Annotated in this window: 17 protein-coding genes, 3 pseudogenes and 1 riboswitch; all 20 genes and pseudogenes read right to left on the bottom strand. The window is 40.4% G+C overall.

From position 1 onward, the window contains the following. Positions 1 to 23: 23 nt before the first annotated feature. The gene (locus NSQ18_RS09535; RefSeq protein ID WP_339287844.1) at positions 24 to 320 is read right to left on the bottom strand and encodes a transposase; all 297 of its coding nucleotides are present in this window, start codon (positions 318 to 320) and stop codon (positions 24 to 26) included. A 146-nt stretch (positions 321 to 466) separates the two neighbouring features. Further along, positions 467 to 1,471 carry an ABC transporter substrate-binding protein gene (locus NSQ18_RS09530; protein ID WP_339287842.1) on the bottom strand — a complete coding sequence of 335 codons (1,005 nt, stop codon included), beginning with the start codon at positions 1,469 to 1,471 and terminating at the stop codon, positions 467 to 469. A gap of 45 nt (positions 1,472 to 1,516) precedes the next feature. Then, entirely contained in the window at positions 1,517 to 2,284 is a 768-nt protein-coding gene (locus NSQ18_RS09525; protein ID WP_096549712.1) for a heme ABC transporter ATP-binding protein, read from the bottom strand. Next, positions 2,281 to 3,312, bottom strand: coding sequence for an iron ABC transporter permease (locus NSQ18_RS09520; protein ID WP_339289644.1), 1,032 nt, complete (start codon positions 3,310 to 3,312; stop codon positions 2,281 to 2,283). The genes NSQ18_RS09525 and NSQ18_RS09520 overlap by 4 nt, the downstream gene beginning before the upstream one ends. Positions 3,313 to 3,800: 488 nt before the next feature. Next, complete coding sequence (locus NSQ18_RS09515) at positions 3,801 to 4,199, bottom strand: hypothetical protein (RefSeq protein ID WP_339287841.1); 399 nt, start codon at positions 4,197 to 4,199, stop codon at positions 3,801 to 3,803. Positions 4,200 to 4,237: 38 nt separating this feature from the next. After that, a complete protein-coding gene (locus NSQ18_RS09510; protein WP_339287840.1) occupies positions 4,238 to 4,585 on the bottom strand; it encodes an ABC transporter ATP-binding protein in 348 nt (115 codons plus the stop codon). Between the two features lie 175 nt (positions 4,586 to 4,760). Next, positions 4,761 to 5,318 (bottom strand): cobalt ECF transporter T component CbiQ, encoded by a 558-nt coding sequence (gene cbiQ, locus NSQ18_RS09505; RefSeq protein WP_339287838.1) that lies wholly within the window; start codon positions 5,316 to 5,318, stop codon positions 4,761 to 4,763. Next, on the bottom strand, positions 5,315 to 5,599 hold the full coding sequence (locus tag NSQ18_RS09500; RefSeq protein WP_015863803.1) for an energy-coupling factor ABC transporter substrate-binding protein: 285 nt from the start codon (positions 5,597 to 5,599) through the stop codon (positions 5,315 to 5,317). The genes cbiQ and NSQ18_RS09500 overlap by 4 nt, the downstream gene beginning before the upstream one ends. 1 nt (position 5,600) lies before the next feature. Beyond that, a pseudogene (locus NSQ18_RS09495) lies at positions 5,601 to 6,339 on the bottom strand (energy-coupling factor ABC transporter permease). Next, a complete protein-coding gene (locus tag NSQ18_RS09490) occupies positions 6,336 to 6,734 on the bottom strand; it encodes a (2Fe-2S) ferredoxin domain-containing protein (RefSeq protein WP_096549713.1) in 399 nt (132 codons plus the stop codon). The pseudogene NSQ18_RS09495 and the gene NSQ18_RS09490 overlap by 4 nt, the downstream one beginning before the upstream one ends. A gap of 124 nt (positions 6,735 to 6,858) precedes the next feature. Further along, positions 6,859 to 7,051, bottom strand: a riboswitch (cobalamin riboswitch). A gap of 59 nt (positions 7,052 to 7,110) precedes the next feature. Beyond that, a pseudogene (gene rraA, locus NSQ18_RS09485) lies at positions 7,111 to 7,596 on the bottom strand (ribonuclease E activity regulator RraA). A gap of 42 nt (positions 7,597 to 7,638) precedes the next feature. Further along, the gene (locus NSQ18_RS09480; RefSeq protein WP_339287832.1) at positions 7,639 to 9,144 is read right to left on the bottom strand and encodes a phage tail tape measure protein; all 1,506 of its coding nucleotides are present in this window, start codon (positions 9,142 to 9,144) and stop codon (positions 7,639 to 7,641) included. Between the two features lie 259 nt (positions 9,145 to 9,403). Beyond that, positions 9,404 to 9,787 carry a hypothetical protein gene (locus NSQ18_RS09475; RefSeq protein ID WP_057995373.1) on the bottom strand — a complete coding sequence of 128 codons (384 nt, stop codon included), beginning with the start codon at positions 9,785 to 9,787 and terminating at the stop codon, positions 9,404 to 9,406. A gap of 15 nt (positions 9,788 to 9,802) precedes the next feature. Further along, a complete protein-coding gene (locus NSQ18_RS09470; RefSeq protein ID WP_061114365.1) occupies positions 9,803 to 10,399 on the bottom strand; it encodes a major tail protein in 597 nt (198 codons plus the stop codon). Between the two features lie 3 nt (positions 10,400 to 10,402). Further along, a complete protein-coding gene (locus NSQ18_RS09465) occupies positions 10,403 to 10,750 on the bottom strand; it encodes a hypothetical protein (RefSeq protein ID WP_339287823.1) in 348 nt (115 codons plus the stop codon). Then, positions 10,747 to 11,178, bottom strand: coding sequence for an HK97-gp10 family putative phage morphogenesis protein (locus tag NSQ18_RS09460; protein ID WP_339287821.1), 432 nt, complete (start codon positions 11,176 to 11,178; stop codon positions 10,747 to 10,749). Before NSQ18_RS09460 ends, NSQ18_RS09465 begins: the two co-directional genes overlap by 4 nt. After that, positions 11,171 to 11,506, bottom strand: a complete 336-nt coding sequence (locus NSQ18_RS09455; protein WP_339287819.1) for a head-tail adaptor protein — start codon at positions 11,504 to 11,506, stop codon at positions 11,171 to 11,173. The genes NSQ18_RS09460 and NSQ18_RS09455 overlap by 8 nt, the downstream gene beginning before the upstream one ends. Positions 11,507 to 11,509: 3 nt before the next feature. Further along, entirely contained in the window at positions 11,510 to 11,818 is a 309-nt protein-coding gene (locus tag NSQ18_RS09450; RefSeq protein WP_339287817.1) for a head-tail connector protein, read from the bottom strand. Positions 11,819 to 11,832: 14 nt separating this feature from the next. Then, a complete protein-coding gene (locus tag NSQ18_RS09445) occupies positions 11,833 to 12,060 on the bottom strand; it encodes a Head fiber protein (RefSeq protein ID WP_339287815.1) in 228 nt (75 codons plus the stop codon). Positions 12,061 to 12,077: 17 nt separating this feature from the next. Next, a pseudogene (locus tag NSQ18_RS09440) lies at positions 12,078 to 12,668 on the bottom strand (phage major capsid protein); the annotation flags it as partial. Positions 12,669 to 12,680 lie beyond the last annotated feature (12 nt).

Genomic DNA, 12,680 nt, shown 5'->3' with positions numbered 1-12,680 from the left:
TGGTACTGCTTCCATTCCCCCTTTCACCTCTTTAAGAGCTTTTTTAGCATCTCTACTTCCGCCTCAAGACGCTTGATTTTTGTTTCAGGATCTTCCAGACGAGTTCTCGGTCTTCCTTTATTTGGTCCTTTCGCTTTACCACATTTTTCCTCCAGACCTTGTATTCCTTCCTTTTCATAGCGTTTCACCCATCGATGTACCATGGAATGACTAATCCCCAATTCTTTCACCACCGTTTTGTATCCCATGCCCTCTTTCAAATATAAATCCACAGCTTTCTTTTTAAACTTTGCATCATATGTTTTTCGTATTTTCCCCATAGAAAAATCCCCTCCATAGTAGACAGATTAATTGGCTTTCTTTTTTCTGTCTATTATAAGGGGATCATATCAAAAAAGCTTAGCCTTCTTACAACATCATATCATTTCATGAAACATAGATAGGTTTGTGCCTTATTATTCCATTGTTATTTCCTGAATTTTTCTGGATATAGCCCTTCAGCTAGTGTCTTTAATGCAATTGGAGCACGAATTCCTTCTGCTGCTGCTGAAAGAGGAAGAATAATAAATCGCTTGTTTTTAATAGCAGTAACATCAGCAAGTTCCTTTTTAGAAAGCAATAAATCTTGTTTCTGTTTGACTGTTGTATCTCCATAGTCAATGATGACAATTACATCTGGATTACGGTTTACAACTTCTTCCCAGCTGACGTCGGCCCATCCTTTTTGAATATCATCAAAGATATTTTTAGCGCCTGCTATTTTGATTAAATGAGTTAAATAGTTGTTAGCTGCTGTGAACGGTTTATCAACTCCACTATCATACACAAACACCTTCAGCGGTTTTTCAACTGTTCCAATTTGCTTTGTTATTTCTTCTATGTCTTTTTTCATTTGATTTATCACTTCATTTGCTTTTGCTTCCACTTGAAAAATACGTCCGATATTTTCGATATCTTTGTACACATCTTCTAATGTTGGTGCTACCTTATTTGAAGATTCTTGAATATACGTTTTAATGCCTAACTCTTCGAGCTCTTCAACTGTTCCTAACGTTTTCTCTGTAAAAGCACTTTTCCAACCTGCATACGCAAAATCTGGTTCTTTTGCTAAAAAGACTTCCTTTGATGGGTACTGCTTTGAGAGCACAGGAATTTTTTCATAAGCATCCTTGAACTTTGGTAAAATTTGATCATCCAAGTAAGCTGTTCCAACCATCGAATCTTGCAATCCTAATGCAAGCATAATTTCTGTTGCATGTTGATTTAATGTGATCGCTCGTTTTGGAGGTTCTGTAAACTTAACAGTACGCCCCATGTTATTGATCACTACTTCACTGTATTCACTGTTGTCTTTTTGTTGCTTTTCTTCTTTGGCAACAGATTCATTTGAGCTGTTACAAGCTGCCAACATCATCATTACAAGTAAACAAATACTTAGCCAAAACATGTGGTTGTTTTTCTTTTTCTCCATAATTTTCCTCTTCTTTCCAAATTTATATATGTTTCATTGCCATGTTTAAACGTGTGTTAAAAAAGTGATATAAGGTTTTTTAGTTAAAGGATGAATAATGATTTCTGTTTCTACTCCAAATACCTCTCTGATTCGATCTTTTGTTAGCACGCTTTCTGGTGTGCCAGACATAACAACTTGTCCATTTTGTATTACATATAAATAATCACAATAATTGGATGCAAGGTTTAAATCATGCAATGCCGCTAAAACAGTGACATTAAGTTTTTTTACAAGGTCCATTAATTGAAGTTGATGACGGATGTCAAGGTGGTTTGTCGGTTCATCTAAAATGATAAGTTTCGCCTGCTGAGCAAGCGCCCTTGCGATCAAAACTCGTTGTTTCTCACCCCCTGATAAACTCATAAAACTTCGCTCCTCATATCCTTGCATTCCAACACGCTCCAAAGCTTCGTTGACAATGCGAAGGTCCTCATCTGTATCCGATTGAAATAACCGCTTATGTGGATTACGCCCCATTAAAACGATTTCTTGAACAGAAAAATCAAATGTTAAGGATGTTTCTTGACTAACCACCGCTATTTCTTGAGCTGCTTTTTTAGGTGACAGTTCATATAAATGTTGACCATCTAATCGAACGGCACCAGCATTTGGTTTCAAAATACGTGAGGCGATTTTTAAAAGTGTTGATTTTCCACTGCCATTTGGACCAATTATGCCAACAAACTGTCCATCCTTTATATGAATGGAAATATCCTGAATAATTGATGTTTCCATAATGGTACAGGATACATGTTCAATGGCTAGTTTCATTTACTGTCACCTCCAAATGAATACGTACTGCGACGTAAAAGCCAAATGAAAAAAGGGCCACCAAAAAGCGCTGTCACTACACCAATAGGAAGCTCTTGAGGGGCAAGTACCAAGCGGGCAAATACATCAGACCAAATAACGACAATCATTCCAATTAATATACTCGTAGGAAGCACTCGTTTATGGTCAGATCCGACTAGCAAACGTGAAAGATGTGGAACAACTAAACCAATAAAACCAATTGAACCACTGACTGCTACAACTGTTCCTGTGATAAGCGATGTGATTATGATGAGTCCTTTACGAAGCGTATCGATATTGACTCCAAGTGTTGCTGCAACGTCTTCTCCCATTAATAAAATATTTAAAGAGCGATATTGAAATAATAGATATACTAATCCAACTATCACCACAACACTTGGAATAGTTAAGTACTCCCATTTAGCTCCAGCTAAACTACCCATAATCCAAAACGTTGCTTCACGAATGCCCGATTCTTTTGGTGCGAGCGTCACAATAAAATTTGTTAAAGCTGACATGATGAAAGAAACAGCAACCCCAGCTAACAGAAGGCGTGTTGTCTGAATTCTTCCTCCAACTTGAGCTAACAAATAAACAGCCACCAACGCTAACATTGCACCGAAAAAAGCTCCAAGCGACAAGGCATACTGACCGAAAAATGGTAGTGCGCCAAATAGAATTACAAGTGTTGCTGCAACAGAGGAACCAGAAGAAATGCCAAGTATGTACGGATCAGCGAGTGAATTACGTACTAATGCTTGAATGACTACTCCTACAACGGAAAGTCCAGCTCCTACAACAGCTCCAAGTAAGACACGAGGTAATCGAATATCCCAAATAATTCGTTCTTGTGCTTTGCTCCAATTTACTTCAATGTGATCACCCAAAAAAGAAAAATGTGATAGAGCAATTTTCCATACTGTGAAGGGAGACATTTTGACCGGACCAAGTGTAACAGCAAATGTAATGGACAATAAAAGCGCACAAAAAAGAAACAAAAAAATCAAACGAAACCCTCGTTTATGGTGGTAATCTGAAAATGGAACTTGTGGAACAATTTTTTCTTTTTTCTTTAAATGATCCTGAAGCAAACGAATCAAACCTCCCTATCTGTAATCCTCTTAAACATAGAGTACCTTCATACACATAAAAAATCCTCATTCCTATGGATAAGAACAACGAGATCGTACAATACAAAATAAGATAAGAATCATCTTTTCATCTCTCGTACACCCCTCCTTCCCAAATATTATAAATATTTCCCAGCAACATACTCTTACAAAAAGGGGCAAAGCCCCTTTACTTATGACTTTTAAAACCGTTTTCTTTTAGACTCACGCTATACATGTAACAATCACATGGTAAAGTCATTTAATACCGATGATTCTTTCTGTTTCTGCAAGTCTTTTCTTGTTATAAATGAAAAAAATTAAACACTATATCACTTTTTCACTAATACGGAGGTTTGTGCGCTCAACCATTCTCATCCATTGTTTCATTTCTTCCACATTTCGCGGGATGCGCGTATCGTGTGGAAACATATTTTCCATACAAAAGCAAGCAGCGGAACACCAAGACGCCATTTTTGCAATTGATGCTGCCTTGCAAATACGTCTTGCGGTGATCCTTGCATGACAATTTGTCCGTCATGCATGACAAACACGATATCTGCCCACTCTAAGACAAAATCAAAATCATGAGTAGCGATCAAAACTGTCGTGCCAGCTCGATGAATATCGTTGTTCTTCTCGACAAACCTCTCGATTTGCAGGCAATCTAAATATGCCGTCGGCTCATCGAGCACTAATAATTTCGGATTCATCACCATTATGGCGGCAAGCGTCAGCCATTTTTTTGACCGAGACTTAAATGATGAACGGGCTTGTCCAACCATGAACGTAATCCAAACTCGTCCAGCGCTTTTTCAATGAGCTAGTCCATCTCATGTTTTTTCATTCCTAAATGGTGCAGGCCAAACGCCAGCTCATCACGTACCAACGGCGCCACAAGCTGGTGTGCCGGATTTTGAAAAACGATGCCGACCTCTTTCCGCCATTTTTGCAATGTTTGACGCCGATAATCCATCTTCTCTCCATTCCAATAGATGTCTCCGGAGTCGGACCGCAACAGCCCGTTCGCATGTAAAAATAACGTTGTCTTGCCGCATCCGTTATGACCGATAAGTGCGCATTTTTTTCCAGTGGGAACATGAAGACTTAATCCTTTTAACACGCATGGTCCGTTAGGATACGTATAATATACTTCGTCCATTTTCAGCATTGCCTGCTGCCCTCCTATCATCCAAGCCGTAGAAGCAAACATATGCCGATGGCTGCTTCCCACAGATAACGTTTATTTTTTCGTTATATGTTTCCACATGAACATAGGTCATTTCATCGGAAACTCCGCGCGCCCATAAAGCAAGGCGCAACACTTCATAGGAATGCCATATTTTTTAAAAAAGCTGGAACACCAACATCCCACCATGCCGCCAATGGTTTCCTCCATTTCTTGCTTTCATTGCTACGTATAGCTCTTCTGCTGCTTTCTCGAAAACAAATACAAACCGATACATAAAAAACAACAACTCAATGATAATGGATGGTACTTTCATTCGTTTGAGCACATACAATATCTCTGGAAACGGGGTAGTCATCAAGAGGAAAAATAAGCAAGACCATGCCGCGACCGAACGAGAGAGCAAAGACATTGCGATGAAAATTTTCGAACGGTCAATGGAAACATGAAAAGATTTGTCTATCGAAACAAGCAAAGCTGGAAAACTCATCATCAGAAACAATGCCACGACTCCGAGGGCTTTGGCGTACACCTTCCACGAAACACGCGCATAACCGATAATCCAAATGGCAAGCCAAATCGTCATCATTACTTGCGTTTTCCAGTTTCCTGTGATGGCCATCATTAATAACAGAAGCGCAAATATCACTTTTTGTTCGGGGCGTATTGTCCGCAGGCGGTTATCGTAAGCGATGGTGTCAAACTGCCGGATCATTTTGCTTCCTCTTTTCGGTTCGCCCGGCCTTTATAGACGCCGATAATATAGCCAATAATTCCGGCACCGATTGCCGCCTGCACAGAAAACAGCAACGTTTCCACCTCTCCGCCTGGCGGCTCAAATATGGTTTCCATCCAAGGTTGATAATGAGGAGCGAGCTTCTGAATCATTTTTTCCGCCTGGCCATCCGTGCCGCCAAAATCAGAGTGATGAATGAACAATAACGGCGCTACTACCAGTAAAACAGCAATAGCAAGAAGAAAAAGACTTCGCTTCATATTACACTCCCCTCTCTAACTGATTTAGTTCGCCGCTACTGTAAGTGGTTAAGAAATTCCAAACGACGACCGTAAGCAGCCCTTCTGTAATCGCCAGTGGTATTTGCGTGATAGCAAAAATGCCGGCAAATTTGGCAAACGAAGCGAAAACCCCACCTGTCGCATCCGGGAACGCCAGCGCTAATTGCAATGAGGTGACAACATATGTGCCAAATCAGAGAAAAATGCAGCGAAAAAAATCGTCCAGCGTCGCGATATATTCCATTTTTTTCAAAACGATAAATGCCGTAAGCCACAAGCGGGCCGACGACTGCCATGGACATGGCATTTGCCCCTAATGTCGTCAATCCGCCATGTGCCAGCAATAACGCTTGAAACAGCAATACAATGCTTCCCATCACTACCATCGTTCATGGGCCAAACAGCACCGCACCGAGTCCTACCCCCGTTGGATGTGAGCTGTTCCCAGTAACGGATGGAATTTTTAAGGCGGACAGCACAAACGTAAATGCCCCGGACAGCGCAATGAGCAGCTTTAGTTCCGGATGCTCGCGTGTAATCCGAATTAGTAAACGCATACCGATGATCAAAAATGGCAAAAAAACAAGCCACCAAAAAATCGCCCATCCAACAGGCAAAAATCCTTCCATAATATGCATCGCAAATGCCGATGTGCTGCCGGTAAACGTAAAATAGACGACTAAACCGCAAAGGAAAAGGGCGACTTTCCATTTTTTCATGCTTTCGTTCCTCCCGTTGCTTTACATAATTTCGAGATTCCTAGAGGGGTGTTTGATTGTTTTGTCATCATCAATCCTTGCTTCTCTTCATAACGGTACGTTATCGTTTCTTCCAACCATTCCCCATCTCGCAAATGCCTTTGCACAAGCTCCCTTGCTTTTTCCGGCGTCACACCGTTGTACCATACGCCTTCAGGGTAAACGATGACTACACACGCGTCTTGGCAACGGCCATTGCAGCGAGTCCGCGTCGTATGTACAATGCCATCTAACTCCAGCATCGCGATTTCTTCGCGGATGGCAAGCGTTACTTCTTCTCCCCCTTTACGCATGCAGCTGCCTCCATTGCAAATCAGCACATGATGTTTCATTCCGATTAAGTTCCATGTTGTCATGTTGAGTCTCTCCTTTTTTGCAAAATAAAAAGCACCTCTATACGCAGAGGTGCAGAAAAATGCATACAAATATAGCAAAAAAAGTATACCATTCTCCCGCACGTCTACCTATAATCCCGTAGGTATCCGTCCGAACAAATAAGGCAGGTCTCCTGACTTAGGATCATCGCTTTATTGCGCCTTCCCGAAGTTTCCTTCAGTGACATGATGCAACAAAGCTCCCCATCACAGTGGCGGGTACCGTGACGGATTTTCACCGTACTTCCCTTTTAAGCCTATTCTCTAATGAGAAAGGCACCTTATTTGTTTGGCATATAATGTCGATTTTTCAAAGAACATTTCTGTTATTCATAGTAGTACAAATTTTCAAACATCGTCAACCACTTTTTTTCAATAAGTCCGTTTTCGCCAATACAATCCCGTCTTGATCAGTGTACACATAGGCGCCTGGCTCCCAACGAACGCCGCCAAATTCGAGCGCAACGTCCCGTTTTCCCTTTCCTTCTTTTTTGCTTTTCACCGGGCAAGTGCCAATCGCCATCACCCCAAGCGGCATATTGGCGATTTCTGCGGAATCGCGAATGCATCCGTGAATAATCACCCCGGCAAGCCCGCGCTCACAAGCGATCTGGGCAAGACGGTCTCCGAGCAGCGCGCAATTTCGCGAACCTTTTCCGTCTACGACCAATACGGTGCCCGCTGGAACAGTTTCGAGCGCCTCACGAACGAGCACATTATCTTAAAATACATCGACCGTCGCGATCGGTCCGGAAAATTCCGCTTTGCCGCCGTAAGATTGCATCGGCAGCTGGCATACTTGCAATTCACTTAAAAATTCATCGCATAAATCAGCTGTTTTCATCACAATCTCCTCCTTGCCATGTCTTATATTTGACATCCTTTGTCAAAACTCCTTCTGCTGGACTCCACGGTATCGTGTGAAACGAAGACCGTGGAGTTCTTTGCTTTCGGCGAAACTTCGCTCAATCGTCGATGGACGTACCGATCGCAACACTTTTCCTCTCATCGATAATCGTTGTTTCCGCATTCGTTCGTAGATATCTTGATGAACGGAAACTCGAAATACACGATCCTTTGCGCCTTTTGCGGCAGGACATCCCACACAACTTCCTTTTACTGCTGGTTTGTACTCATGATATCCAGAACGGGTGGACGTGGAATACGTGAACTTTACACCACAGGGACACGCATACACATCGTCTGTGACTTGCTGGAACTTTACGGAACGACAATCGGGATGTTCCTTTCGATGAAAACGTCGATACGACATATACGCCAAAATCCCTTTTTTCTCTAATTCTCTTGCTAGTCGGGCGTTATAATAGCCAGCGTCTAACACGATTTCTTTAGGAGAATATCCTACTCGCTGTTGAACACGCTCGATTCGCTCCATCAAAATACGATGACCAGGCACGGTGGCGGCAGTCACGTAAGCTAAATCTTGCCCAGCATTTTTCATTGTTGCACCTGCAACAAGTATACCTTCCCCTAATTGCTGTACATCTGTGTTGGACTTTTGTGATGTCTTTGCCATTTTGTCCATATACAAATCCATATCAGCAATTTCAAGACCTAAGGCAGCCATCGAGTATGTCACTAAATCAGATGCTCTTGCTAAATCCATATCACCCGCGGCAGCAAGTGTAAGCACACCTGGAAGTTCTCCTATCGCCTGTTCTGTATCATATCCCGCTAAAGCTAGATAATTTAACGCTTCGGCTGATTCATATGCCGAGAAACGTGTACTTGCTCCCGCATCTTTTGCTGCTTGAGATAATTTATTAAAGGCTTCTTCCCCTTCTTCGCCTGTAAGTCCCATTGTTGCCTGAACTTGCTTCATGGCATCTTCATATTCACCGTAAACATTTAAAGAGTCCTTAATAAATTTACCTGATGCGACTGCCCCAGTTCCAATTGCCGCCATGGCAGCCGCAGCTGCTTTTAAACCTGCCACCAATACTTTACCCGCAATTTCACCAGCTGTTTTTAAACCATTCACAAGTTTTTCTACTTTTTCTCGATTAAGATTCTTTACTTCTTCTTGTAAGTCCTTCAGTTCACGTTCTAAGTTATTTAACTCAGCATTCGCATTATTTAACTGGGTTTGCCAAGAAAGTGTTCTTCTATCATTTTCTCCAAAGGATTCAGCAGCATTGGCAAGGGCCTTTTCTAGCGTTGATATTTTTTCCTTTTGTGCATCAATTTCTTTATTCAATACTGCATTTCTTGCTGTTATTGCTTTAATAGATTTATCATTTCTATCGAATTCTGATGTCACTAATTTCATTTCTGAGCCTAACACTCTGAAACTTTGGTTAATTTCCCGTAGAGATTTCTTAAATTCTCGTTCCCCTTCAACACCAATTTTAAGACCAAAATTGTCTGCCATACTGCCACCTCCTATCCATAACAAGTAAAAAAGCACCTCTTTGATTTGAGGTACTAGTAGAAACTTTATATTTAAATACCATATGGAATAACTTCATCAATTGAAAGTTCATTTTTAGGTTTTGTGAGACCTGTGAATTGTTTGTGGATTTCCCATTGATCAAGTAAATGGCCAATAGGCATTAACCACACTTCTTCTTTAGTCCTTTTTAGCTGCGTGACTCCATAATAAATAAGTCGAGCAAACATTTCTTCATCGTTTACTCGACCACTTCGTTTTTTGTATCGGTTTCCTCCGACTCAATATATCGTTTTGTCCCTTTAAACATTGCTTCCATAATTGCATCTTTAAAAGTTGCCATCTCAGCAGGAGATGTTAACAGTTCCACATCATCTTCCGTTAACAATTCTTTCTTTTCTTCGTTCAATCGATTATGGATATAAATACTTTGATTGGCAAGTAAGGTAATTAACCAGACAATTTCATCTAAAGCCATCTCAAAGTTTTCAGCTTTCATTAACTTTTCACCTAAATCTTCTAGGCCCCCATACCTTTTTGCAATTTCCTTTGTCGCTTTAGTTGTTAAGATTAATTCATAGTCCAAACCACCGATTGATATCTTTGCACTTCTTTCACTCGTCATAATTGTTCACTCCTTTTATCCTTCAGTTCCAGCAGCAAATACTGGTTCATACACTTCGCTATACCAACCGGTGATAATTTCTTGGTTTACCCCATCATCACCTTCGCTCACTTCAGCTTTCCATGGATGCTTTCCTTGCCCATCAAGTTTGTTTCTCCGTAAAACCGTGCCTTCAATTGTTGGAGTAGAGAAAGTAATACTATCTCCTTTTGTCGCAAGGTTTGTTGCTGGAATACCAAATTTCACTCGGTATAGCCAAAAATATCGGTATTTTCCATTTGCCTTTTTCGCCCTAAAACCAATTGCAACTGGATCTCCACCATCTTCACTTGTTGAAATTAAGACATGGTTATCGTCAATTGTTGCCCCAGTTAAATCACTAGCTGCGGCCACACCGATATCATCAATACCAAGCGATAATGTTCCACTTTGAAATTCTTTAATCACTTCAGCCGCACCATCGTCTGCATATAAAGTTGCTTCAGCTAACTCAACAGATAATTCAGCGCTAATCGCCTTTGCTAAAGGAGTAGGAGTTTCATAGGTTTCATCACCATTTTCTCCTTCTGTTATTTTTGCATAATAAAGTCTATCCAATCCGATAGTTGCCATGAATCATTCCTCCATTTCAAATTCATAATATTTTGCTACATCAATTGCTAAATGGTGATAACCAGTATCATCTTCATGCCCGATATATCTCCTATCTGTAATAAAAAAGTCCGCACCCAAAAGAGTACGGACTAAACTATTTTTAATTGATGTATAATTCTTTTTTGAAAACAACGAAACTCTAACCTCCTGAACATCGTACTTCGGGAAATTATCCGCATGTAATTCAAACATCTCTACAATCGGTGTTATGACAATATATAAATCAGGAGCAGTATCAGAAAAGATACCGGTTTCAACTGGAATACCACATTGTTCTGCAATTTGAGTCACTTCGGCTAGTACACTCATATACTTTCCACTTCTTCTTCCAATTTTTTAATCATTGCTTCCATACAAGGCTGTCTTGATGTTCTTCTTGCAGGTTTTAAAAATGGCTTTGCAGGTTGTCCAGATTTTCCATATTCGATGATGTTTGCTAATTTAGCATTGCTCACCCCGTCTTTACTCGGTTCATTAAACCCTACTTTAACATTGTGGTTTCCCCTGCGGTCAACTAAGGCGGGTGATACTCCTAATGCAGATACTAATTCACCTGTTGATCTACTTGGCAGTTTTGTATCTTTTCCAATTACCGAACTTAAATTGGACTTCATTTTATCTAATACCACTTCTCCCCCTGCTTCTAGAACCCTCGGAACGATTTCATCTGTCTTACTTCCCAATCTAGATATCTTCATCAAGAATTCTTCTGGCATTTTAATATTAACTTTAGCCATCTGCTGCCACCACCTTTTTTGTTAAAACCTCGATATACATATTTCTATTTTTCACATTATCAACGCTTACTACTTCATATCGCCCATCATCACATACAATAAACATTTTCGGTTTAATGGTTAAATCGGGAATGTTTCTAAAACGAAATAACGAATTCGCTTCAGAAAAGGCTGCCCTATTTGCCCAAGTCTTACTACCAAAGCGTTCTTCTTTGTATGCTGTCACAGATGCTAGGATTATATCGGTTTCTTCACTGAAAGACTCTTCATCTTTTACAATTTCACGTGTTACGATATCGATAAATGTACGCATTTTACCAAAACTCATACGCTATACCTTCCAATCTCTACCTAGCCTTAATAAAAGGTTGACTGTTTTCCAAACTTGCTCTCCAGCAAGTGCGCTATCTGCGAAAAATCCACCTGTACTGCCATCTCGACTTTCGTAAAAGTGTGATGCCAACATGATAACCGCTTGTTCCGTTGTCGCGGGCATATTCTCATCTAAATATGTGCATTCTTTAATATGTTGATAACTCTCTGCATAAGAAATGGCGGCAGTGATGTACATTTCTATTAAAGCATCATCTTTATCATGTTGGAGTATTAAATTAGCCTTTACTTTTTCTAGTAATGTCATTACTTTCGCCACCTTTATTCTTCTGACATATAACCAGATGTTTTTAATTTCGATAGTAATGCATTAAAATCCGCAACTAAGTCTTCTATTGTTTTTGCTGTACTATCAGATTGATTTGCCATTTTTTCATTTGAAGAAGAAGGAAGGCCAGTAACCTTCGCTCCTTCTTCAATAACAAGCTCTCCACCAATAACCGTTTTCTCTCCGCCTTGTTCTGTATAATTTTTAGTGTTATACCCCATCGCACTCTACCCCTTTATTATTTTTGTTGTAAGACTTTGATTGCTTCTGGCAAGATCAACTTTCCATCGACACGTTGACTGGCTAAGAAACCAACTTGACCTGTCGTTGCAAATAATTCGTTTAATCGTTTGAATGAACGACCTTGACGATCCGCAATCCAGTAGTAACCAAAATCACCGAAAGCAATCGACTTCACTCCACTCGCTATTGTAGGTGCATAAGCTGATGTATAGATTGGACAATTCAATAAAGTATCTGGCGTACCCGCTGTTAATGATGGTTGCCATAAATATTGTCCTTGGCCATCCTTTAATTTTCTAATTGCTTTTACTGTTGCATCATTCATAATGAATACTGCATTTTTACGATAAGGCGCCTTCAAAGAAAACACTAAATCAATAATCTCATCTGCAGTAATAGCTGTGGTAGATGCTGCTGTTACTCCAAGTTCAGCACCGCCAGTATCATTAAAGATTCCCGTCGGTTTTCCCTCGCCATTACCTACAAGAAATGCCTCTTCCTCTTTAGCACCAATTCTTCGAGCAAACTCAGTTGAAATATAGTTCTCTAAATTAAACACACTATCATTTAACAATTCATCTGAAACCAAATGCTTTAG

The sequence above is a fragment of the Ureibacillus sp. FSL K6-0786 genome (assembly GCF_037965165.1).
Lineage (GTDB): Bacteria > Bacillota > Bacilli > Bacillales_A > Planococcaceae > Ureibacillus > Ureibacillus thermosphaericus.
The sequence above is the reverse complement of the archived record's forward strand: the minus strand, read 5'-3'. Positions and strand labels throughout refer to the sequence as shown.

What these genes read in the sequence shown, in the direction of transcription:
- NSQ18_RS09450 (WP_339287817.1), bottom strand. Translation starts at nt 11,818, where the DNA reads ATGACATTACTAGAAAAAGTAAAGGCTAATTTAATACTCCAACATGAT.
- NSQ18_RS09460 (WP_339287821.1), bottom strand. Translation starts at nt 11,178, where the DNA reads ATGGCTAAAGTTAATATTAAAATGCCAGAAGAATTCTTGATGAAGATA.
- NSQ18_RS09510 (WP_339287840.1), bottom strand. Translation starts at nt 4,585, where the DNA reads ATGCTGAAAATGGACGAAGTATATTATACGTATCCTAACGGACCATGC.
- NSQ18_RS09445 (WP_339287815.1), bottom strand. Translation starts at nt 12,060, where the DNA reads ATGGGGTATAACACTAAAAATTATACAGAACAAGGCGGAGAGAAAACG.
- NSQ18_RS09470 (WP_061114365.1), bottom strand. Translation starts at nt 10,399, where the DNA reads ATGGCAACTATCGGATTGGATAGACTTTATTATGCAAAAATAACAGAA.
- NSQ18_RS09475 (WP_057995373.1), bottom strand. Translation starts at nt 9,787, where the DNA reads ATGACGAGTGAAAGAAGTGCAAAGATATCAATCGGTGGTTTGGACTAT.
- NSQ18_RS09500 (WP_015863803.1), bottom strand. Translation starts at nt 5,599, where the DNA reads ATGAAGCGAAGTCTTTTTCTTCTTGCTATTGCTGTTTTACTGGTAGTA.
- NSQ18_RS09535 (WP_339287844.1), bottom strand. Translation starts at nt 320, where the DNA reads ATGGGGAAAATACGAAAAACATATGATGCAAAGTTTAAAAAGAAAGCT.
- cbiQ (WP_339287838.1), bottom strand. Translation starts at nt 5,318, where the DNA reads ATGATCCGGCAGTTTGACACCATCGCTTACGATAACCGCCTGCGGACA.
- NSQ18_RS09490 (WP_096549713.1), bottom strand. Translation starts at nt 6,734, where the DNA reads ATGACAACATGGAACTTAATCGGAATGAAACATCATGTGCTGATTTGC.
- NSQ18_RS09515 (WP_339287841.1), bottom strand. Translation starts at nt 4,199, where the DNA reads ATGGTTGGACAAGCCCGTTCATCATTTAAGTCTCGGTCAAAAAAATGG.
- NSQ18_RS09480 (WP_339287832.1), bottom strand. Translation starts at nt 9,144, where the DNA reads ATGGCAGACAATTTTGGTCTTAAAATTGGTGTTGAAGGGGAACGAGAA.
- NSQ18_RS09530 (WP_339287842.1), bottom strand. Translation starts at nt 1,471, where the DNA reads ATGGAGAAAAAGAAAAACAACCACATGTTTTGGCTAAGTATTTGTTTA.
- NSQ18_RS09455 (WP_339287819.1), bottom strand. Translation starts at nt 11,506, where the DNA reads ATGAGTTTTGGTAAAATGCGTACATTTATCGATATCGTAACACGTGAA.
- NSQ18_RS09465 (WP_339287823.1), bottom strand. Translation starts at nt 10,750, where the DNA reads ATGAGTGTACTAGCCGAAGTGACTCAAATTGCAGAACAATGTGGTATT.
- NSQ18_RS09525 (WP_096549712.1), bottom strand. Translation starts at nt 2,284, where the DNA reads ATGAAACTAGCCATTGAACATGTATCCTGTACCATTATGGAAACATCA.